We start from the raw sequence: 20,384 nt of genomic DNA on the forward strand, positions 1-20,384 counted from the left end.
AGCAGCAGCAGTCCGCCGACGGCGGCCACGTACGGCCAGGCGGTGTGGGAGAGGGCGCCGACGGTCGCGGAGGCGTCCCCGGAGGCCCGCGCGGCCTTCTCGTCGAGGGCGGCGGAGTCGGACGCCCCGAGCAGCGCGGCGGCGACCGTGCCGGCCCCGGAGAGGGCGAGCACGGCGGCGACGGCGAGCCGCCCGGCACGGCGCACGGCGAAGACGGCGACCAGGGCGGCGAGCCCGACGACGGCCAGGGCGGCGGGCACGCCGGTGACGTCGCTGCCCGTCGCGGTCAGCGGGAACGCGCCGCCGGCCACCGTCGCGACGCCCTCCGACCACTGCTGCCGGGTGGCGAGCAGGGCCACGGCCGCGCCGAGGGCGCCGCTCAGCAGGGCGGCGGCGAGGCTCGTACGGCCGGTCCGGGAGGGGCCGGCAGGCTCGGGGCGGGGGCTGGGTACGGCAGTCACGCCCTCCACTATGGCCCGCGCCCCGGGCGTCGGGGCATCCGGGGGGATGTGTCAGCCGTCACCCAGCCGGTTCGCGGTGTGGACGGCGCGCAGCACGGCGGCCGCCTTGTTGCGGCACTCGGTGTCCTCGGCGACGGGGTCGGAGTCGGCCACGATCCCCGCGCCGGCCTGCACGTAGGCGGTGCCGTCGCGCAGCAGGGCGGTGCGGATGGCGATGGCCGTGTCGGAGTCGCCGGCGAAGTCGAGGTAGCCGACGCAGCCGCCGTACAGGCCGCGCCGGGACGGCTCCAGTTCGTCGATGATCTGCATGGCGCGGGGCTTGGGCGCGCCGGAGAGGGTGCCGGCCGGGAAGCAGGCGGTGAGCACGTCGAAGGCGGTGCGGCCGGCGGCGACCCGTCCGGTGACCGTGGAGACGATGTGCATCACGTGCGAGTAGCGCTCGACGGACATGAAGTCGACGACCTCGACGGAGCCGGGCTCGCACACCCGCCCGAGGTCGTTGCGGCCGAGGTCGACGAGCATCAGGTGCTCGGCGCGCTCCTTGGGGTCGGCGAGCAGCTCCTCGGCGAGCGCCTGGTCCTCCTGCGGGGTGGCGCCGCGGTGCCGGGTGCCGGCGATGGGGTGCACCATCGCCTGCCCGTCCTCGACCTTGACCAGGGCCTCGGGGGACGAGCCGACGACGTCGAAGCCGTCGAGGCGGAACAGGTACATGTACGGCGACGGGTTGGTGGCGCGCAGCACCCGGTAGACGTCGAGGGCGCTCGCCGTGCACGGCGTCTCGAACCGCTGGGAGGGCACGACCTGGAAGGCCTCGCCTGCGCGGATGCGTTCCTTGACGTCCTCCACGGCCGCCTGGAAGTCGGGGCCGCCCCATCGCGCGGTGTACCCGGGCAGCTCGGACGGCGGCAGCACGGCCGGGGGCTGGGCGACCGGGCGGGCGAGGTCGGCCTGCATGGCGTCGAGCCGGGCCACGGCGTCCGCGTAGGCCTCGTCGACGCCGGTCTCCAGGTCGTTGTGGTTGATCGCGTTGGCGATCAGCCAGACGGAGCCCTCCCAGTGGTCCATGACGGCGAGGTCGCTGGTCAGGAGCATGGTCAGCTCGGGCAGCTTCAGATCGTCCCGCTCGCCGGGGCCGATCTTCTCCAGGCGGCGCACGATGTCGTAGCCGAGGTAGCCGACCATGCCGCCGGTGAAGGGCGGCAGGCCGAGGTCCTGGGCGAGGTCGCGGGGGGTGTGCAGGGCCTCGAGGGTGGCGCGCAGCGCGGCGAGCGGGTCGCCGTCGACGGGCACGCCGACGGGCGGGGTGCCCTCCCAGTGGGCCTGGCCGCCGCGTTCGGTGAGGGTGGCGGCGGACCGTACGCCGACGAAGGAGTACCGGGACCAGGAGCGCCCTCCCCCAGTGCTGAACGCCTGGGAGGTGCCCCCGTCTGCGGACTCCAGCAGGAAGGTGCCGGGGCGCTCGGCGGCGAGCTTGCGGTAGAGCGCGACCGGGGTGTCGCCGTCGGCGAGGAGCTTGCGGGTGACCGGGATGACCCGGCGGTCGGTGGCGAGCTTGCGGAACGTCTCGAGGTCCATGGCGGCAGACCTTACTGATCTTCGGCGGGGGCGTCCGCCACCGCCAGGACGTCGGCGTCGAAGCAGGTGCGGTCGCCGGTGTGGCACGCGGCCCCCACCTGGTCGACCTTCACCAGCACGGTGTCGGCGTCGCAGTCCAGCGCGACCGACTTCACCCGCTGGACGTGGCCCGAGGTGTCGCCCTTGACCCAGTACTCCTGGCGGCTGCGCGACCAGTAGGTGCAGCGGCCGGTGGTGAGCGTGCGGTGCAGCGCCTCGTCGTCCATCCAGCCCAGCATGAGCACCTCTCCGGTGTCGTACTGCTGGGCGATCGCGGGCAGGAGGCCGTCGGGGCTGCGCTTGAGCCGCGCGGCGATCTCCGGGTCGAGGCGGCTGGGCGGAGCGCTGTGGCGCGAAGCGCCTCCCCCAGGGGCGGTGGTCGGGCGACGGGCGGGCGTGCTGGTCATGGGGACCATTGTGCCGCGCGGGGCGGACGCCCCCGGGTGGCCGTCCACTGTCCGGACGTCACGGCCCGCCGTAGGCTGGCTGGCATGTCGACCCATGCCAAGCGTGAACGACTCCTCCTTGCCGACCTGCTGGAGACCGCGGGTCCGGAGGCGCCCACCCTCTGCGAGGGGTGGACCACCCGGGACCTGGCCGCGCACGTGGTGGTGCGCGAGCGCCGTCCGGACGCGGCGGGCGGCATCCTGGTCAAGCAGCTGGCGTCGCGTCTGGAGCGGGTGACGGCGGAGTTCCTGGCGAAGCCGTACGACGAGCTGATCCAGCTGATCCGCACAGGCCCGCCGCGGTTCTCCCCCTTCTCGCTCAAGCAGGTCGACGAGATGTCGAACGTGATCGAGTTCTACGTCCACGCCGAGGACGTCCGCCGGGCGCAGCCGGACTGGACGCCCCGCGAGCTGGACCCGGTGTTCCAGGACGCCCTGTGGTCGCGTCTGGAGCGTTCGGCCCGGCTGATGGGGCGCGGGGTGCCGACCGGTCTGGTGCTGCGCCGCCCGGACGGGCAGACGGCGGTGGCGCGGCGCGGGGCGCCGGTGGTGACGGTGACCGGGGAGCCGTCCGAGCTGGTGCTGTTCGCGTACGGCCGGCAGGGCGCGGCGAAGGTGGCGCTGGACGGCGACGAGACCGCGATCGCCGAGCTGCGCGCCACGAAACAGCTCGGCATCTGATTCGCTCCGGAAAGGCCCAGCTCGTGATCAAGGTCGCCATGACGAGTGTCTACGTGGAGGACGTGGCCAAGGCGCACGCCTTCTACACCGGGGTGCTCGGCTTCGAGACCCGCACCCATGTGGACCCGGGCGGCGGCACGCCGTTCGTCACCGTGGGCGCGCGGGAGGGCGCCCAGCCGGATCTGGAGCTGCTGCTGGAGCCGGGTGACGGGCCGATCGCGGAGCCCTACCGCCGTGCGGTGCGGGAGGCGGGGCTGCCGTCGATCGTGTTCTCGGTGGACGACCTCCGCGCGGAGTTCGAGCGGCTGCGCGGGGAGGGCGTCCACTTCGTCCGGGAGCCGGAGAAGCAGGGCCCGGTGCTGACCGCGCTGCTCGACGACACGGTCGGCAACCTGATCCAGCTCACGCAGCCGCTCGGCTGAGGCTCACCGCACCGGGTGGCCGGCGTCCTTGAGGGTCTGCTTGACCTCGCCGATGCGCAGGTCGCCGAAGTGGAACACCGAGGCGGCCAGCACCGCGTCCGCGCCGGCGGCGACCGCGGGCGGGAAGTCGGCGAGCCGGCCGGCGCCGCCGGAGGCGATCACCGGGACCGTGACGTGCTTGCGCACGGCGGCGATCATCTCCAGGTCGTAGCCGTCCTTGGTGCCGTCGGCGTCCATGGAGTTCAGCAGGATCTCGCCCGCGCCCAGCTCGGCGGCGCGGTGCGCCCACTCGACGGCGTCGATGCCGGTGCCCTTGCGGCCGCCGTGGGTGGTGACCTCGAAGGCGCCGCCCTCGGTGCGCCGGGCGTCCACGGAGAGGACGAGCACCTGGCGGCCGAACCGCTCGGCGATCTCCCGGATGAGGTCGGGGCGGGCGATGGCGGCCGTGTTCACGCCGACCTTGTCGGCGCCGGCCCGCAGCAGCTTGTCGACGTCCTCGGCGGTGCGCACGCCGCCGCCCACGGTGAGCGGGATGAACACCTGCTCGGCGGTGCGGCGGACCACGTCGTAGGTGGTCTCGCGGTTGCCGGAGGACGCGGTGATGTCCAGGAACGTCAGCTCGTCGGCGCCCTCGGCGTCGTACACCTTGGCCATCTCGACGGGGTCGCCCGCGTCGCGCAGGTTCTGGAAGTTGACGCCCTTGACGACCCGGCCGCCGTCCACGTCCAGGCAGGGGATGACTCGGACCGCCAGGGTCATGACTCCACGGCTCCTCTGAATGCTTCGAGTTCCACTGAGACCAGTACGCGCGGGTCGACGAAGCCCTCGACCACCAGCAACGTGGTGACCGGGCGGACCGCGTCGAACAGCTCCTTGTGCGCGCGGCAGGCCGCGTCCACGTCCCGCGCGTGGGCGAGATGGAGCCGGGTGCGGATCACGGACCCGGCGTCGAGCCCGAACTCCGCGATCGCCTCCAGCGCGGCTGTGAAGGCGACCTTGGCCTGCTCGTACGGGTCGCCCTCCCCGTACAGCACCTCGCCCCGGAACGCGGTGGTGCCCGCGACCAGGACGCGGTCGCCGGCCGCGACGGCACGCGCGGAGCCGAGGATCTCTTCCCAGGGGTTCTCGCTCCGCACGCGCCGTACGGCATCGGATGTCATCGCGACACAGCCTCCAGGGCCTCTTCCAGGGTGAACGCCTTGGCGTACAGGGCCTTGCCGACGATGGAGCCCTCGACGCCGAGCGGGACGAGTTCGGCGATCGCCCGCAGGTCGTCCAGCGAGGACACCCCGCCGGAGGCGACCACCGGGCGGTCGGTGGCGGCGCAGACGTTCCTCAGCAGGTCCAGGTTGGGGCCCTGGAGGGTGCCGTCCTTGGCGATGTCGGTGACGACGTAGCGGGCGCAGCCCTCCTTGTTCAGGCGGTCCAGCGTCTCGTAGAGGTCGCCGCCGTCGCGGGTCCAGCCGCGGCCGCGCAGGGTGGTGCCGCGCACGTCGAGGCCGACGGCGACCTTGTCGCCGTGCTCGGCGATGACCTTGGCGACCCATTCGGGGGTCTCCAGGGCGGCGGTGCCGAGGTTGACGCGGGTGCAGCCGGTGGCGAGGGCGGCGGCGAGGGTGTCGTCGTCGCGGATGCCGCCGGAGAGCTCCACCTTGATGTCCATCGCCCGGGTGACCTCCGCGATCAGCTCGCGGTTGTCGCCGGTGCCGAACGCGGCGTCCAGGTCGACCAGGTGCAGCCACTCGGCGCCGGAGCGCTGCCAGGCGAGCGCGGCCTCCAGCGGCGAGCCGTAGGAGGTCTCGGTGCCGGACTCGCCGTGCACGAGGCGGACGGCCTGGCCGTCGCGGACGTCGACGGCGGGGAGGAGTTCGAGCGTGGCCATGTCTCTACAGGGTTCCGATCCAGTTGGTGAGGAGCTGGGCGCCGGCGTCGCCGGACTTCTCGGGGTGGAACTGGGTGGCCCACAGGGAGCCGTTCTCCACGGCCGCCACGAAGGGCCTGCCGTGGGTGGTCCAGGTGACGAGCGGGGGCTTCATCGCCGCGTTCGTGACCTCGAACGACCAGTCGTGGACGGCGTAGGAGTGCACGAAGTAGAAGCGGGCGTCGGCGTCGAGGCCGGCGAACAGCTCGGAGCCGGCCGGGGCGTCCACGGTGTTCCAGCCCATGTGGGGCACGACGTCGGCCTGGAGCGGCTCGACGGAGCCGGGCCACTCGTCGAGGCCCTCGGCCTCGACGCCGTGCTCGATGCCGCGGGCGAAGAGGATCTGCATACCGACGCAGATGCCCATGACGGGGCGGCCGCCGGCCAGGCGGCGGTCGACGATCCAGTCGCCGCGGGCCTCCTTGAGGCCCTTCATGCAGGCGGCGAAGGCGCCGACGCCGGGCACCAGCAGCCCGTCGGCGTTCATCGCCGTGTCGAAGTCGCGGGTGATCTCGACGTCGGCCCCGGCGCGCGCGAGGGCGCGCTCGGCGGAGCGGACGTTGCCGAAGCCGTAGTCGAAGACCACGACCTTCCTGGTGGTGCTCAAGGGCTCACACCTCCATCTGGAGCAGGCCCGTGACGATGCACAGCGCGGCGCCGACGGACATGAGCGTGATCAGGCTCGCGGGCATCTTCTGCTTGACGAAGGAGATGATCCCGCCGACGAAGAACAGGCCGACGACGATCAGGACGGTGGACAGTCCGTTCATGGTCTACAGCGCGCCCTTCGTGGACGGGAGGATGCCGGCCGCGCGCGGGTCGCGCTCGGAGGCGTAGCGCAGGGCGCGGGCGAGGGCCTTGAACTGGCACTCCACGATGTGGTGGGCGTTACGCCCGTAGGGCACGTGCACGTGGAGCGCGATCTGCGCCTGGGCGACGAAGGACTCCAGGATGTGCCGGGTCATCGTCACGTCGTAGGAGCCGATCATCGGCGCCATGTTCTCGGGCTCGGTGTGCACCAGGTAGGGGCGGCCGGAGAGGTCGACGGTGACCTGGGCGAGGGACTCGTCCAGCGGGACCGTGCAGTTGCCGAAGCGGTAGATGCCCACCTTGTCGCCGAGCGCCTGCCTGAAGGCGGCGCCGAGCGCGAGGGCGGTGTCCTCGATGGTGTGGTGGGAGTCGATGTGGAGGTCGCCCTCGGTCTTCACGGTGAGGTCGAACAGGCCGTGGCGGCCGAGCTGGTCGAGCATGTGGTCGTAGAAGCCGACCCCGGTGGAGATCTCGGTCCTGCCGGTGCCGTCGAGGTCGATCTCGACGAGCACGGAGGTCTCCTTGGTGGTGCGTTCCACGCGTCCAACGCGGCTCATGCGCTCTGCTCCTTCTTGATGTCACGGACCGCGTCGAGGAACGCGTCGTTCTCGGCCGGGGTGCCCGCGGTGACCCGCAGCCATCCCGGTACGCCGTTGTCCCGGACCAGGACGCCCCGGTCGAGGATCTGCCGCCAGACGGCGTGTGAGTCCTGGAAGCGGCCGAACTGGACGAAGTTGGCGTCGGAGTCGGTCACCTCGTAGCCCAAAGCGCGCAGTTCGGCGACCAGCCGGTCCCGCTCCGCCTTGAGCTGCTCGACGTAGCCGAGCAGGGTGTCGGTGTGCTCCAGGGCGGCCAGCGCGGTCGCCTGGGTGACGGCCGACAGGTGGTACGGCAGCCGTACGAGCTGGACGGCGTCGACGACCGCGGGGTGCGCGGCGAGGTAGCCGAGGCGCAGGCCCGCCGCGCCGAACGCCTTCGACATGGTGCGGGAGATGACGAGGTGGGGCCGCCCGTCCAGCAGCGGCAGCAGCGAGTCGCCGTGGCTGAACTCCACGTACGCCTCGTCGACCACGACGATCGAGGGCTTCGCGGCCTGGGCGGCCTCGTAGAGGGCGAGGACCGCCTCGGCCGGGACCGCGTTGCCGGTGGGGTTGTTGGGGGTGGTGACGAAGACGACGTCCGGCCGGTGCTCGGCGATCGCCTTCTGGGCGGCGGGCAGGTCGAGGGAGAAGTCCTCGCCGCGCGGGCCGGAGATCCAGCCGGTGCCGGTGCCGCGCGCGATCAGCGCGTGCATCGAGTACGACGGCTCGAAGCCGAGCGCGGTGCGGCCGGGTCCGCCGAAGGTCTGCAGCAGCTGCTGGATGACCTCGTTGGAGCCGTTGGCCGCCCACACGTTGTCCAGGGCGACCGGGTGGCCGGCGGTCCTGGTCAGGTACGCGGCCAGCCCGGTGCGCAGTTCGACCGCGTCCCGGTCGGGGTAGCGGTTGAGGTGCCGGGCGGCCTCGCGGACCCGCTCGGCGATCCGCTCGACCAGCGGCTCGGGCAGCGGGTAGGGGTTCTCGTTGGTGTTGAGCCGTACGGGGACGTCCAGCTGGGGCGCGCCGTAGGGGGACTTGCCGCGCAGCTCGTCCCGTACGGGGAGATCGTCGATGCTCACGTCGCTCACTTGTTCTCGGGCACCTTCCAGCCGAACCTGGCCTTGACCGCCGCGCCGTGCGCGGGCAGGTCCTCCGCCTCCGCCAGCGTGACCACGTGGTGTGCGACCTCGGCCAGCGCGTCCTCGGTGTAGTCGACGATGTGGATGCCGCGCAGGAAGGACTGCACGGACAGGCCCGAGGAGTGGCAGGCGCAGCCGCCGGTGGGCAGGACGTGGTTGGAGCCGGCCGCGTAGTCGCCGAGGGAGACCGGGGACCACGGGCCGATGAAGATCGCGCCGGCGTTGCGCACCCGCTCGGCGACCGCGGCGGCGTCGGCGGTCTGGATCTCCAGGTGCTCGGCGCCGTAGGCGTCGACGACCCGCAGGCCCTCCTCGACGCCGTCGACCAGGACGATGGCGGACTGGCGGCCGGACAGGGCCGGGACGATCCGCTCGTCGACGTGCTTGCTGGCCTTGACCTGGGGCTCCAGCTCCTTCTCCACCGCGTCCGCGAGGTCCGTGGAGTCGGTGACCAGGACGGCGGCGGCCAGCGGGTCGTGCTCGGCCTGGCTGATCAGGTCGGAGGCGACGTGCACCGGGTCGGCCGTGGAGTCCGCGAGGATCGCGATCTCGGTCGGGCCGGCCTCGGCGTCGATGCCGATCTTCCCGGTGAAGTAGCGCTTGGCGGCGGCGACCCAGATGTTGCCGGGGCCGGTGACCATGTTCGCGGGCGGGCAGGACTCGGTGCCGTACGCGAACATCGCGACGGCGGTGGCGCCGCCGGCCGCGTACACCTCGTCGACGCCGAGCAGGGCGCAGGCGGCGAGGATGGTGGGGTGCGGCAGGCCGCCGAAGTCGGCCTGGGCCGGGGATGCGAGCGCGAGGGACGGGACGCCGGCCTCCTGGGCGGGCACCGCGTTCATGATCACGGAGGACGGGTAGACGGACCGGCCGCCCGGCGCGTACAGGCCGACGCGGTCGACCGGGACCCACTTCTCGGTGACCGTGCCGCCGGGCACGACCTGGGTGGTGTGCGTGGTGCGGCGCTGCGCGCGGTGGACCAGGCGGGCCCGGCGGATGGACTCCTCCAGGGCGGCGCGCACGGCCGGGTCGAGCTCGTCCAGCGCGCGCTCCAGCGCGGCGGCCTCCACCCGGACCTGGTCGAGCTGCACGCCGTCGAAGCGCTCGGCGAAGTCGATCAGCGCCGCGTCGCCCCGATGATGCACGTCCTCGCAGATGGGCCGCACTTTCTCCAGGGCGGCCGCGACGTCGAAGTCGGCTCGGGGCAGCAGGTCGCGCAGGGCGGGGCCCTCGGGGAGGGCGTCGCCGCGCAGGTCGATTCGCGAGATCACGTGCTCAATTCTCTCAGACCCGCCCAGGAGGACGTCCGCCCGTTCCAGTGGCTGATACATCACGCTCGTGGTGACGTTCCGCGCTCGTTTTCGAGATCCTCTTCACTTTCCGTGTTCAACCCCTCACCGTACCGGGCATGAACGGCTGTACGACGCGATGAACCGGTGAGTAATGAGGAGGAGGGGAGTGCCGTGGCCGAGGGGGCGGGACCGCAGGGCGGCGAGCCGCCGGAGGACCTGACCGCCGCGGAGGCGGGCATGTGGCAGGCCTTCCGCAACGGCAGTGTGTACGACCTGAGCAGCGGCGACGCGCTGGTCGACGATCCGCACGGCGGACACCCCTGGGGACCCGAGCGCACGGTGCGGGCCCGGGTGGTGTGCTGGCTGCTGCTGGACGGCCCGCCCGCGCTGGCAGGGCGGGTGCCCTCGCTGAAGCTGGTCGGGGTGCGGATCAGCGGCCCGCTGGACCTGGCCGGGGGCACGGTCGTGCCGTACGTGGAAATGCGCGGCTGCCGGTTCGAACGGGACGTGCTGCTGCCGGAGTCGCGGTTCACCACGATGCGGCTGGTGGACTGCTCCATACCCCGCCTCGAGGCCGCCCGGCTGCACACGGAGGGCGATCTGCATCTGCCGCGCTGCCGCTTCCTGGGCGGCATACGGCTCACCGACGCCCGGATCGGCACGGACCTGCTGCTCAACCAGGCGGTCGTGCACCGTGACCGCAGCGGCCGCTCCATAGCCGGGGACGGGATGAGCGTCGGCCAGGACCTCCAGGCCGAGATGCTGGAGTCGTACGGCGAGCTGAGCCTGCGCGGCGCGACCATCGGCGTCTCGCTGAGCCTGCGCGGCGCCCGGCTGGTCAACCCGCACGGCCGGCTCGCGCTGAACGCGCCGCAGCTGACCGTGGAGCGCTCGCTGTACCTGACCCCGGCCGGGGTGGGGGCGCAGGCGCGCAGCGGCATGACGCCCGCGCGGGGCACGCGCATCCAGCGGTTCGACTGCGAGGGCGGGATCCGGCTGGACGACGGGCGGTTCGGGGACGCGGTCGACTTCGAGGGGGCCGTGTTCACCTTCACCGACGAGCAGGAGCTGTCGCTGCGCCGGGTGCAGACGCCGGAGCTGCGCTTCCTCGGGCAGCGGCCGGCGCGCGGGCGGGTGGTGCTGTCGGGGGCGCGGGTGGTGAACCTGATGGACCGCGCGGACAGCTGGCCGGGCCCGGGCCGGCTGCACATGGGCGGCTTCGCCTACGAGAACCTGGTGCCGCGCGGCCCTTTCCCGCTGGCGCTGCGGCTGCGCTGGGTGGACGCGGCGAGCGCCGAGTACACCCCGGAGCCGTACGAGCGGCTGGCGGCGGTGCTGCGGGGCGGCGGGGCGGACGAGGACGCGCGGGAGGTGCTGCTGGCCAAGCAGCGGCGGCGCCGCGAGAGCCTCCCGCTCGCCGCGAAGCTGTGGGGGTACGCGCAGGACTGGACGGTCGCCTACGGGTACCGGCCGGGCCGGGCGGCGGTGTGGATGGCGGTGCTGTGGGCGGCCGGTTCGGTGGCGTTCGCGCGGGCGGACCATCCGCCGCTGAAGGCCGGCGAGCACCCGGACTGGAACCCGGCGCTGTTCGCGCTGGATCTGCTGCTTCCGGTGATCGACCTCGGCCAGGTGGGGTTCTGGCAGCTGCGCGGGGGCTGGCAGTGGCTGTCGGCGGCGTTCATCCTGCTGGGCTGGATCCTGGCGACGACGGTGGCCGCGGGGGCGACCCGCACGCTGCGGCGCACGTGAGGGTGCGGGGGCACAGGTCCGTGTGCGACGTACGTGCGACATACGTGCGAGAGGTGGGGCCGGCGAGGCCTGGGGCGCCTGCCGGGCCCCGCTTTTTACCGGTCCTTGACTCACCCCCGTACAACTTTCCGCGACTTCCGCGTGGACCCTGGCGCAGCCGTGACCTGCGGTCTTTCAATGGTCGACACCATGGCTCTGCTGCACGCGTTCACCCGCACGCCGAAGGTGCGAGGAAGGCGGACGGGCACCCCGTCGCCCCTCGCCCCGGTCGCGCTGCCCGCCGACGACGAGGTGCTGCTCGACGTGCCGGACGACGCGCTGGGCCGGGCGCTGGTCGGCGCCGCGGCCGGTGACCACACGCCGGCCGCCGAACTGCTCCTCGCCACCCGCCGCCGGGCCGCGTGGGAGCACCGCGACCGCTACGTCCGCCGGCTCGCCGCCTTCGCCCGGTCGCGGCCCGAGTGGCTGGACGCCTGGCGGGCCCGTGCCCCGCGCGACCCGGACGCGCTGCTGGTGGACGCCCAGCGGGCAGTGGACCGGGTGTGGGACTCGCCGGCCCGTGCGGAGCTGCTGCGCGAGGTGAGCCCGCTGATCACCGCGGCCGCCCGCGCCGACCACCGTGACCCGGTGCCGTGGCGGCTGGCCCTGGACCATGCGCGCGGCGCGCGGGCCGGCCACACCTACTTCGAGGAGCTGTGGGAGGCGGCGGTGCGCCGCGCCCCGCACCACCACGGGTGCCATGTGGCGGCGCTGCGCTACCTGGCCTCCTCCTGGCACGGCTCGCACCGCGAGTGCTTCGACTTCGCCGACACGGCCGCGCAGGACGCGCCGGAGGGCTCGCTCACCCAGGCGCTGCCGCTGCGGGCGGCGTACGGCTACCTCACCGACGGCTGCGGCCCGGCGGTCGAGCGCGCCCGGCTGGACGCGGCCGCCGACCGGGCCGTCGCCCTGTCCGCGCGGCTGCCGTCTGCCCAGCCGTGGCCGGCCGAGCTGCGCAACCTGCTGGCCTGCGTGCTGGTCCGCCTCGGGCGCCCGCGGGACGCGCTGGAGCAGTTCCGGCTGACCGGCCCGTACGCCACCTCCTTCCCCTGGGACCGGGACGCCGACGATCCGCTCGGGCGGTTCCTGGAGGTCCGTCAGGAGGCGCTGCGGGCGGTCGCGTCGGGCGCCGGGGCGGCCGGTGCGGACGCCTCCGCCGCCGGGTCCGGGCGGTCCCGGGGCGAACGGCGGGGACGGCCGGAGCCCGGCGGCCATTAGGCTCTTGCGATGTGACCACCGTCCGGCTTCCGCTCTTCCCCCTGAACACGGTGCTGTTCCCGGGGCTCGTGCTCCCGCTCAACGTCTTCGAGGAGCGTTATCGCGCCATGATGCGTGAGCTGTTGAAGACACCCGAGGACGAGCCACGGCAGTTCGCCGTGGTGGCGATCCGCGACGGCCACGAGGTCGCGCCGAGCGCCCCCGGGCTGCCCGACCCCACGGCCGTGCCCGAGCGGGGCCCGGCGGCCGGCTTCGGCGCGGATCCGCTGCGCGCCTTCCACAAGGTGGGGTGCGTCGCCGACGCGGCCACGATCCGCGAACGGCCGGACGGCACCTTCGAGGTGCTGGCGACCGGCACGACCCGGATGCGGCTGCTGTCCGTCGACGCCTCCGGTCCCTTCCTCACGGCGGAGCTGGAGCCGCTGGAGGAGGACCCGGGCGAGGAGGCGGGGCCGCTGGCGGAGGGCGTGCTGCGGTCGTTCCGGCAGTACCAGAAGCGGCTGGCGGGGGCCCGGGAGCGGTCGCTGACCTCGGACACCGAACTGCCGGACGAGCCCAGCGTGGTCTCGTACCTGGTCGCCGCCGCGATGATGCTGGACACGCCGACGCGGCAGCGGCTGCTCCAGGCGCCGGACACCGCGTCCCGGCTGCGCGACGAGCTGAAACTGCTGCGCACCGAGACGGCGATCATCCGTAGTCTTCCGTCGTTGCCCGCGTCGGACCTGACGCGGGCGCCGACCAGTCTGAACTGAAGCGTTGCGATGCCACTGACGCGTGGGGAGCGGCGGCCGGATGGCCAAGAAGTCCAAGAAGCAGCAGTCCAACGGAACGCCCGCCACGGTGGCGCTGACCGCGGCCGGGGTGCCGTTCACGGTGCACTCCTACGAGCACGACCCCTCCCACCCCAGCTACGGCGAGGAGGCGGCCGAGGCGATGGGCGTCTCCCCCGACCGGGTCTTCAAGACGCTGGTGGCGGACGTCGACGGCGCGCTGACCGTGGCGGTGGTGCCGGTCGCGGGCCAGCTCGACCTCAAGGCGCTCGCCGCGGCGGCCGGCGGCAAGCGGGCGGCGATGGCCGACCCGGCCCTCGCGGAGCGCACCACGGGGTACGTGCGGGGCGGCATCTCCCCGCTGGGCCAGCGCAAGAGGCTGCCGACGGTGCTGGACGCGTCGGCGACCCGCCACGACACGATCTGCGTCTCGGCGGGCCGCCGCGGCCTGGAGGTCGAACTCACCCCCACCGACCTGGCCACCTTGACGGCGGCGACGGTGGCCCCGATCGGCCGGCTGTAGCGCGGAGCCGCTCCGCGGGGACCGCGGTTCACGCCGCGCACCGAGCCGGGCGGCACCGGGAGCCGGGCGGCACCGGCCGCCCCGCCCCGGACGACATGAGCCGTCGGCGCCCCTTGGGCCCGCTTCCGGACGCCCGCGCCGCGTGGCGGCGCCCGGCCGCAGATGACCGGGAGCCGGACGGCATCCGTCGGTAACGGCACGGCGGCCCACCCCCGGACGGCATGAGCCGCCGGCGAACGCACCCGGGTAGCGGTCGGACACCCGCGCCCTGCTGACCCTTGAGCGCCGCGCGCGCCGGTGATCGGCCGTGGATGGCCGCGAGGGCGGGTTTTCGGCGGCCGGGGCGCGGCCTGTTTTGCGGCTCGACGGGCGAGCGGGCTGCCGCCAAGTACCACAGGTATGTCGAAGCGGACGCGTAAGCGTGGGTGGCGGGTCAGGAAGCGGCGGGCCAATCATGGGCGGCGGCCGGCCTGAGGGTCAGTGGGGCTGCGGGGTGGCCGGCGGGGGCCATTCCTCCGGGTCGCGGGGGCCGAACAGGCCCGTCAGGCCCAGGTGGAACACCAGGGCCGCGAACGGCCACGCCAGCAGCGCGCCCTTGGCGTTGAGTTTCAGCGGGGCGTCGAACGTGACGCCCTTCCCCACGCTCTTGGCCTGCGCGATCACGTCCTGCGAGGGGCCCAGCCACACCCCGAGCCGCCAGGCCAGCACCGACCCGAGCAGCCCGCCGGCGGCCAGCGCCACCACCAGCGGGACGCCCCCGCGCCGCCGCACCAGGAAGACCGCCAGGGCGCTCAGCACGCCGCAGCCGAGGGCGACGAGCGTGAACGTGCCGTCCACGCCGATGCTCTGCTCGCCCTCGGAGTCCTTGAGGTAGACCACCCACGCGTCACCGGAGGCGTCGCCGACCAGCGGCACGCGCGGCGCCAGCCACCACCACAGCACCCCGAGCAGCACCCCGCCGAGCGCCACCGCGACGGTCACCACGGCCGCCTCGCGGAGCTCCTTCGCCAGCCCGGGGCCGTCCTCGTCGTGCCACCAGCCGTGCCGCGGGTACGCGGCGTGCCCGGGCTTGCCGTCGTACCGGTGCGCGCCGGCGGCGCCGTCGCCGGACGGCGGCTGCCACGGGTCGTGCGCGGAGGGGTCGTGCGGTGGCGGGGGTGTCAGAGGTGCGCTCACCCTGCCATCGTGCCAGGCGTGTCCGTGCGCCGCGTCACCGGACGGCGGCCCTGCGGTACGCCCAGGTCGCCACGGCCAGCGAGATCACGCCGACCACGCCGCACACGGCGAGGTCGCCGAGGACGCGGGCCCAGTCGGGGTGCGGGGCGAAGGTCCGCGCGAAGGCCTCGACGCCGTACGTCGAGGGCAGCAGGTCGCGGGCCACGCGGACCGCCTCCGGCATCCGCTCCGGCGGCAGCACGCCGAGCAGCAGCGCCGCCGACATGCCGAGCTGGCCGAGCAGGGTGGCCAGTTCCGGCCGGGGCGCGAGCAGTCCGAGGGCCGCGCCGAGCCCGGCGAGCGCCGCGCCCGCGAGGGGGATCACGGCGGCCAGGACCCACAGGTGGGCGAGCGGCAGCCCGAACAGGGCGCAGCCGACGACGGCGGTCACGACGGTGCCGGGGACGGTGAACGACGCGTAGGCGCCGGCCGCGCCCAGCACCACGGCCGCGGGCGGCACGGGGAGGGTGGCGTAGTGGTCGAGTCCGCCGCTGGCGCGCAGCTGCCCGAAGTACTGGGCGAGCAGGTTGAGCGCGACGAACGCGACGACCAGCACCGCCGATCCGGCCACCACGGCCCGCGCCTCGCCGCCGCCGTCGACGACCCCGCGCATCAGGATCATGATCCCGACGGACTGGAAGGTCGCCACGAACAGCAGCGGGATCCTCGCCACCCGGGCACGGGACAGCTGCGCCCGGTACACGGCCGCCAGGGACGGCCACAGCCGCGCGCGGGGGCCGAGCGCGGCGGGCCGCGGCGGGACGGTCTCCTCCGCGGTCAGGACGCCGGCCGGCAGGGCGCCGGCGGGTACGACACTCACGTCGTGCTGCTCCCCTTCGCTCGGAGATCCGTCCGGAGCCGCTCCGGAGGTCGCCCCGTTCCGTACGGATGACACGGCCCGTGTGCTCACGCCTTCACCAGTCCCTGCCGCACGGCGCCGCCCAGCGCCAGGTACACGTCCTCCAGGCTGGGTGTGGCGAGGGTGAAGTCGTCGAGGGCGGCGAAGGCGGCGCCGCCGGTGACGGTGGCGACGACGGTGCGGGCCTCCTCGGGCGCCAGCCGCAGGGTCCAGCGGCGGCCGGACTCGACGGCCCGGTCGCGCAGCGCGGCCACCTCGGGCACGTGCAGCGGCGCGGCCTCCCGCCACACCAGCTCGACCCGGACCTCCCCGGCGACCTGTTCCTTCAGCCCGTTCGGGGTGTCGCAGGCGATGACCCGGCCGCGGTCGAGCACGGCGACCCGGTCGAGCACGGTCTCGGCCTCGATGACGTTGTGGGTGACCAGCAGCACCGTGGTGCCGTGCTCCGCGCGCCTGCGGTCGACGGCGGACCACACGGCGCGCCGGGCCACGGGGTCCATGCCGGTGGTGGGCTCGTCGAGCACCAGCAGCGGGCGCTCCCCCACCAGCGCGGCGGCGAAGCAGGCGAGCCGGCGCTGGCCGCCGGAGAGCTTGCGCAGCGGGCGGGAGGCGAGGGCGGCGAGCCCCAGCTCGTCGAGCACGTCGTCCCGTTCAGCGCGGGCCTGGCGGGCGTCGAGCCCGCGCAGCCGGCCGGTGGTCTCGGCGGCCAGGGAGACGGTCAGTTCGTCGAGGGCGCTGGACTCCTGCCCGAGGTAGGCGAGGATGCGGGAGGCCCGCTCGGGGTGGCGGACGATGTCGTGGCCGAGGATCTCGACGCTGCCGCTGTCGGGCCGCATGAGGCCGGTCATCTGCCGGACGAGGGTGGACTTGCCGGCGCCGTTCGGGCCGAGCAGGCCGAAGATCTCGCCGCGCGCGATGTCGAGCGCCACGTCGTCGGTGGCCCGCACCTCGGGCGTCGCCGGCACCCCGCGCCGTCCGCGCACCGCCGGATAGGTCTTGGTCAGCCCGCGCACCGCGCACACGACGTCACCACCGTGCCGATGTACCTGTGCCGCGCGCGTACTCACGAGGGACGAGCCTACGGGGTCGCCCCCGTCCCCCCGCTCCCGGGTCACCCTTCCGCCCGGCCCTCTCCGGGGGGACGCACCGGACACCAGGGGAGGGATCGGCGCCCCGGACGGCATGCGCGCCGCCCGAATTTGACTGTACTGTAAAGCCCAGACGCATCGTGAGGAGGGAGCCCGCATGACCGCCCGTACGGAGGATGCCCCGGCCGGGGGCGCCGAGCGCCGCAGGTCGGCCTCGGACCTGAGGATCCTGCGCGCGGCGAAGGAGCTGTTCCTGGCCGACCGCTACGCCGGGGTCTCCCTGGAGCGGGTCGCCGAGCGCGCCGGCCTCTCCCGGCAGACCGTCTACAACCGCTTCGGGTCGAAGGAGGCGGTGTTCCGGGAGATGGTCCGCGACCACTGGGCGGCGTTCGCCGAGCGGGACGGGCGGCCGGCCGGGGACGCCGAGAACGTCGCGAGCGCCGCGGACGCCGAGGACGCGAGCGCCGAGGAGGTGCTGCGCGTCTTCGCCGGCTCGCTCCGCCGCTTCGCCGACGAGACGGACCAGATCCGCTTCGCGCGGCTCGTGGTGGCCGAGTCCGCCCGGCTGCCGTGGATCGCGGAGGAGTTCTACCGGCTGGGGAAGGGGCCGGTGGCGGCGGCGTTCACCGACCGCCTCGACGCCCTGGTCCGCGCCGGCCGGCTGCACTGCCCGGACACCCGCCTCGCCGCACGGCAGTTCATGGGCCTCGTCCAGGAGTTCCTCGTCTGGCCGCGCGTCATGGCCTTCACCGAGGAGACCGCCGCCGGGCCCGATCCGGACGTGGTGATCGACGAGGCCGTACGCACCTTCCTGGCCCGCTACGCGCCCCCGCGCGGGAGCGGCCCGGCCTGACCTGACCCGTTCGCACTGGAGGACTGCCATGTCCGCACCCGGCATCGTGCTCGGCGACGTCGAGATGACCCGCGTGATCGAGTGGTCGGGCCCCGTCCGCACCGCGCGTTTCATCATCCCGGACAGCGACGAGGAGACCTGGCGGCGCAACGAGGACTGGCTGGCGCCCGACTTCTGGACGCCCGCCGACGACGCCTACCGCTGCCACGTCCAGACCTGGGTGCTGCGCAGCGAGGGCCGGACCATCCTGGTGGACACCGGGATCGGCAACGGCCGGGACCGCCCGCAGGTCCCGCAGTTCGCCCACCTGCACACCGACTTCCTCGCCCGGCTGAGGGAGGCCGGCGTCGCGCCCGAGGACGTCGACGTCGTCGTCAACACGCACATCCACTACGACCATGTCGGCTGGAACACCGAGTGGCGTGACGGGGAGTGGGTGCCGGCCTTCCCCCACGCGACGTACCTGGTCCCGCGTGTCGATCACCGGTACTTCGACCCCGCGGGCCCCGGTCCCGGCGGCGGCCGGGCGCCGCGCGACGACCACGAACGCGTCCGCTGGGAGGGCAGCAGGCTGGTGTTCGAGGACAGCGTCGCACCCGTCGAGCGGGCGGGGCAGCTGGTGCTGTGGGAGGGCAGTCACCGCATCGACGGCAACCTGCTGCTGGAGGCCGCGCCGGGCCACACGCCGGGCTCGTCCGCCCTCACGTTGCGCTCGGGCACGGACCGTGCGGTGTTCGTCGGGGACATGCTGCACAGTCCGGTGCAGGTGCTCGAACCGGAGTGGAACAGCTGCTTCTGCGACGATCTGCGGCAGGCCGCGAAGACGCGGCGGGCCTATCTCGCCCGGGCGGCGGAGCGGGGGGAGCTGGTTGTGCCGGCGCACTGGCCCGGCCACGGTGCGGCGGAGGTCCGCCCTGCGGGCGACGGCTTCGCGATCAAGGAATGGGGTGCCTTCCCACGGACCTGATCCGCGGGTCCGCCGTGGCTGGTCGCGCAGTTCCCCGCGCCCCTGAGGGGCGCGGGGAACTGCGCGAAGGGTGCCATGACACCCCCGGCTGTGAAGCCGCCGCGTCCTCACTCCCCGGCGGACGCCCTCTCCGTCCCCGTCCGCGTATCCAGCTCGCGCCAGAACCCCGCCCGAATGGCGTAACGGTCCCGCTCGTCGATCTGGTCGTCCTTGTGCGCGAGCAGCCCGAACCGCGCCGCGTACCGCAACAGCTCACCGTCGATCCGGTGCGGAATCCGCGGATACATCCCCGACAGCTTCCGCACATGACTCTGGTCGCCCAGCCGCTCCGCCCACCGCCGCGCGAACACCTGCCCCACCTCGAAGGGGTCGCCCCCGACGGTGGTGATGTCCTCCTCCCGGTCGGCCCACCGCTGCTCGGCCGTGGTGAGCTGCGCCAGCGTCGGCATGGACGCGGCGTCCGGCGGCTCGGCGGCCGGCCTGTCCACCCAGCCCTTGTCGGAGGACCAGCGCAGCGTCGCGGAGGCGGGCTGCTGCGGCTGGTGCAGCCCGGGGTGGCGCAGCGCGGCCAGGTCCTTCGGGGTGGGCACGCCCTTGGCGGCGGGCGCGCGTTCGGCGGTCCCGTTGTGCGCGGCGTCGGCCGGATGGCGCGACTCGGCCGGGGCGCGCCCGGCGGCCGGGGCGAGGGCGGAGTCGGGCAGCGGCGCGGAGAGGATCGCGGCGATCTCGGGCCGGGGGGAGGGCGGCGGCGCGCACACCCCGCCGGTCTCCTTGGCGCGCACGGCCTGGGTGATCCACGCCCGGTCCAGGACGCGGCGCTCGTCGGCCTCGGCGACCAGGTCCTCGGACTGGTTGTAGTCGCCGTCGGCGGCCTGCACGGCCCACAGGTGCACGGCGACGCCGTGCTCCTTGGCGGCCATCATGCCCGGCAGCAGATCGCCGTCACCGGTGACCAGGACGATGTCGGAGCAAGCGCGGTTACGGGCGAGCTCGGTCAACTCGGCGTGCATCGCCGCGTCCACGCCCTTCTGCGCCCAGCGCCCGTCGCTGCGGGTCAGCGCGCCCAGCCGGACGGTGACCCGGGGCATGACGCGCAGCCGGCGGTGCTCGGGCTGCGGCACGCGGTCGGGGGCGCCGTCGAACCAGTAGATGCGCAGCAGCGGCCGGCGCGTGTCGTTCTCGGCGCGGTCACGCAGTCCCTGGATCAGGGCGGCGTGGTCCACGGTGATGCGGGACCGCGAGGGCTCCCCGGCGAGGAGACTGGCGGCGGCCCCCAGCAGATACCCGGCGTCCACCAGGACGATGCAGCGGTCCACGCGATCCACCCTCTTTCCGGGGAGTTTGGCTTCGGGCTTCCTTCGAGTCTGCCCGACCCTGCCGGTGTTAACGGCCCGAACTCGATCTTCGGCGTGGCGTTTCCACACTTCCTCCCCCGACCGCCCCATCACAGACGGTAATTGTCCGACATGCGTCGGTCATCGGCTTGTGTGAATCTGAATCCGGCCCTGGCCCCTAGTCCCCACAGGAGGCAACACCATGGCCAAGAACAAGAACCGTGACCGTAAGCAGCCCCAGGCCGAGCGCGCCCCGCGCGCCGCCCAGACGGCCACCCTGGAGGCCCCGGACGAGCAGCGCACCACGCAGGCGATACCCGGCGAGGCCGGCCGCGGCAAGGGCCGGCAGAAGCGCTTCGGCCACAACTGACGTCGGCGTGAAGGGCCATGACGGCCCCGCCGCAC

General features: G+C 74.0%; 24 protein-coding genes. 9 read left to right on the forward strand and 15 right to left on the reverse strand.

What is annotated here, in order from left to right; translation table 11 throughout:
* The 3 genes from CCN29_RS18130 to hisI all read right to left on the reverse strand — a co-directional run.
* A partial coding sequence (locus tag CCN29_RS18130) for a TIGR02234 family membrane protein (protein WP_086683111.1) occupies nucleotides 1-470 on the reverse strand: 470 nt, incomplete at its 3' end.
* Nucleotides 471-512: 42 nt separating this feature from the next.
* A complete protein-coding gene (locus CCN29_RS18135) occupies nucleotides 513-2,036 on the reverse strand; it encodes an anthranilate synthase component I (RefSeq protein ID WP_031018444.1) in 1,524 nt (507 codons plus the stop codon).
* Nucleotides 2,037-2,047: 11 nt separating this feature from the next.
* Nucleotides 2,048-2,482: a phosphoribosyl-AMP cyclohydrolase gene (gene hisI, locus CCN29_RS18140; RefSeq protein WP_006136096.1), complete on the reverse strand. Its 435-nt coding sequence runs from the start codon at nucleotides 2,480-2,482 to the stop codon at nucleotides 2,048-2,050.
* A gap of 84 nt (nucleotides 2,483-2,566) precedes the next feature.
* Here hisI and CCN29_RS18145 point away from each other — a divergent pair, with 84 nt between their 5' ends.
* Together CCN29_RS18145 and CCN29_RS18150 are read left to right on the forward strand one after the other, a co-directional pair.
* Nucleotides 2,567-3,202: a TIGR03085 family metal-binding protein gene (locus CCN29_RS18145; protein WP_006136097.1), complete on the forward strand. Its 636-nt coding sequence runs from the start codon at nucleotides 2,567-2,569 to the stop codon at nucleotides 3,200-3,202.
* A gap of 23 nt (nucleotides 3,203-3,225) precedes the next feature.
* Nucleotides 3,226-3,624 (forward strand): VOC family protein, encoded by a 399-nt coding sequence (locus CCN29_RS18150; RefSeq protein ID WP_006136098.1) that lies wholly within the window; start codon nucleotides 3,226-3,228, stop codon nucleotides 3,622-3,624.
* Between the two features lie 3 nt (nucleotides 3,625-3,627).
* Here the strand turns inward: CCN29_RS18150 and hisF are convergent, their stop codons facing one another.
* Genes hisF through hisD form a run of 8 tightly spaced genes read right to left on the reverse strand, consistent with a single transcriptional unit; the run spans nucleotide 3,628 to nucleotide 9,343 of the window.
* Nucleotides 3,628-4,383, reverse strand: coding sequence for an imidazole glycerol phosphate synthase subunit HisF (gene hisF / locus CCN29_RS18155; protein WP_006136099.1), 756 nt, complete (start codon nucleotides 4,381-4,383; stop codon nucleotides 3,628-3,630).
* Complete coding sequence (locus tag CCN29_RS18160) at nucleotides 4,380-4,784, reverse strand: Rid family hydrolase (protein WP_031018442.1); 405 nt, start codon at nucleotides 4,782-4,784, stop codon at nucleotides 4,380-4,382. The genes hisF and CCN29_RS18160 overlap by 4 nt, the downstream gene beginning before the upstream one ends.
* Nucleotides 4,781-5,506, reverse strand: a complete 726-nt coding sequence (priA, locus tag CCN29_RS18165) for a bifunctional 1-(5-phosphoribosyl)-5-((5-phosphoribosylamino)methylideneamino)imidazole-4-carboxamide isomerase/phosphoribosylanthranilate isomerase PriA (RefSeq protein WP_031018441.1) — start codon at nucleotides 5,504-5,506, stop codon at nucleotides 4,781-4,783. The genes CCN29_RS18160 and priA overlap by 4 nt, the downstream gene beginning before the upstream one ends.
* Before the next feature lie 4 nt (nucleotides 5,507-5,510).
* Complete coding sequence (gene hisH, locus CCN29_RS18170; RefSeq protein ID WP_006136102.1) at nucleotides 5,511-6,152, reverse strand: imidazole glycerol phosphate synthase subunit HisH; 642 nt, start codon at nucleotides 6,150-6,152, stop codon at nucleotides 5,511-5,513.
* A gap of 4 nt (nucleotides 6,153-6,156) precedes the next feature.
* On the reverse strand, nucleotides 6,157-6,315 hold the full coding sequence (locus tag CCN29_RS35990) for a CG2302 family histidine operon protein (protein WP_006136103.1): 159 nt from the start codon (nucleotides 6,313-6,315) through the stop codon (nucleotides 6,157-6,159).
* A 3-nt stretch (nucleotides 6,316-6,318) separates the two neighbouring features.
* Nucleotides 6,319-6,912 (reverse strand): imidazoleglycerol-phosphate dehydratase HisB, encoded by a 594-nt coding sequence (gene hisB, locus CCN29_RS18175; protein WP_006136104.1) that lies wholly within the window; start codon nucleotides 6,910-6,912, stop codon nucleotides 6,319-6,321.
* On the reverse strand, nucleotides 6,909-8,021 hold the full coding sequence (locus CCN29_RS18180; protein ID WP_006136105.1) for a histidinol-phosphate transaminase: 1,113 nt from the start codon (nucleotides 8,019-8,021) through the stop codon (nucleotides 6,909-6,911). Before CCN29_RS18180 ends, hisB begins: the two co-directional genes overlap by 4 nt.
* Nucleotides 8,018-9,343, reverse strand: coding sequence for a histidinol dehydrogenase (gene hisD, locus CCN29_RS18185; protein WP_006136106.1), 1,326 nt, complete (start codon nucleotides 9,341-9,343; stop codon nucleotides 8,018-8,020). Before hisD ends, CCN29_RS18180 begins: the two co-directional genes overlap by 4 nt.
* A gap of 192 nt (nucleotides 9,344-9,535) precedes the next feature.
* On the opposite strand from hisD, the gene CCN29_RS18190 reads away from it, so the two are divergent.
* From CCN29_RS18190 to ybaK, 4 genes are all read left to right on the forward strand, one after another.
* Complete coding sequence (locus CCN29_RS18190; RefSeq protein WP_031061942.1) at nucleotides 9,536-11,113, forward strand: hypothetical protein; 1,578 nt, start codon at nucleotides 9,536-9,538, stop codon at nucleotides 11,111-11,113.
* A 177-nt stretch (nucleotides 11,114-11,290) separates the two neighbouring features.
* Nucleotides 11,291-12,370 carry a hypothetical protein gene (locus CCN29_RS18195; protein ID WP_006136109.1) on the forward strand — a complete coding sequence of 360 codons (1,080 nt, stop codon included), beginning with the start codon at nucleotides 11,291-11,293 and terminating at the stop codon, nucleotides 12,368-12,370.
* 11 nt (nucleotides 12,371-12,381) lie between these two features.
* Nucleotides 12,382-13,122, forward strand: coding sequence for an LON peptidase substrate-binding domain-containing protein (locus CCN29_RS18200; protein ID WP_006136111.1), 741 nt, complete (start codon nucleotides 12,382-12,384; stop codon nucleotides 13,120-13,122).
* A gap of 40 nt (nucleotides 13,123-13,162) precedes the next feature.
* On the forward strand, nucleotides 13,163-13,663 hold the full coding sequence (ybaK, locus tag CCN29_RS18205; protein WP_006136112.1) for a Cys-tRNA(Pro) deacylase: 501 nt from the start codon (nucleotides 13,163-13,165) through the stop codon (nucleotides 13,661-13,663).
* A 477-nt stretch (nucleotides 13,664-14,140) separates the two neighbouring features.
* Here ybaK and CCN29_RS18210 read toward each other — a convergent pair whose 3' ends face one another.
* The 3 genes from CCN29_RS18210 to CCN29_RS18220 all read right to left on the reverse strand — a co-directional run bounded on the left by CCN29_RS18210 (nucleotide 14,141) and on the right by CCN29_RS18220 (nucleotide 16,759).
* Entirely contained in the window at nucleotides 14,141-14,839 is a 699-nt protein-coding gene (locus CCN29_RS18210; protein ID WP_006136114.1) for a hypothetical protein, read from the reverse strand.
* A 34-nt stretch (nucleotides 14,840-14,873) separates the two neighbouring features.
* Nucleotides 14,874-15,698, reverse strand: coding sequence for an ABC transporter permease (locus CCN29_RS18215; protein ID WP_031061937.1), 825 nt, complete (start codon nucleotides 15,696-15,698; stop codon nucleotides 14,874-14,876).
* Nucleotides 15,699-15,784: 86 nt separating this feature from the next.
* Nucleotides 15,785-16,759 carry an ABC transporter ATP-binding protein gene (locus CCN29_RS18220; RefSeq protein WP_006136116.1) on the reverse strand — a complete coding sequence of 325 codons (975 nt, stop codon included), beginning with the start codon at nucleotides 16,757-16,759 and terminating at the stop codon, nucleotides 15,785-15,787.
* 223 nt (nucleotides 16,760-16,982) lie between these two features.
* Between CCN29_RS18220 and CCN29_RS18225 the strand changes: the two genes are divergently transcribed.
* Complete coding sequence (locus tag CCN29_RS18225) at nucleotides 16,983-17,678, forward strand: TetR/AcrR family transcriptional regulator (RefSeq protein ID WP_086683091.1); 696 nt, start codon at nucleotides 16,983-16,985, stop codon at nucleotides 17,676-17,678.
* 28 nt (nucleotides 17,679-17,706) lie between these two features.
* Nucleotides 17,707-18,645: an MBL fold metallo-hydrolase gene (locus tag CCN29_RS18230; protein WP_086683094.1), complete on the forward strand. Its 939-nt coding sequence runs from the start codon at nucleotides 17,707-17,709 to the stop codon at nucleotides 18,643-18,645.
* A 107-nt stretch (nucleotides 18,646-18,752) separates the two neighbouring features.
* Here the strand turns inward: CCN29_RS18230 and CCN29_RS18235 are convergent, their stop codons facing one another.
* On the reverse strand, nucleotides 18,753-19,961 hold the full coding sequence (locus CCN29_RS18235; protein ID WP_006136119.1) for an NYN domain-containing protein: 1,209 nt from the start codon (nucleotides 19,959-19,961) through the stop codon (nucleotides 18,753-18,755).
* A gap of 220 nt (nucleotides 19,962-20,181) precedes the next feature.
* Between CCN29_RS18235 and CCN29_RS35995 the strand changes: the two genes are divergently transcribed.
* Nucleotides 20,182-20,349 carry a hypothetical protein gene (locus tag CCN29_RS35995; protein ID WP_006136120.1) on the forward strand — a complete coding sequence of 56 codons (168 nt, stop codon included), beginning with the start codon at nucleotides 20,182-20,184 and terminating at the stop codon, nucleotides 20,347-20,349.
* Nucleotides 20,350-20,384: the final 35 nt, after the last annotated feature.

This window comes from Streptomyces pseudogriseolus (assembly GCA_002154585.1).
Taxonomy (GTDB): Bacteria; Actinomycetota; Actinomycetes; order Streptomycetales; family Streptomycetaceae; genus Streptomyces; species Streptomyces pseudogriseolus.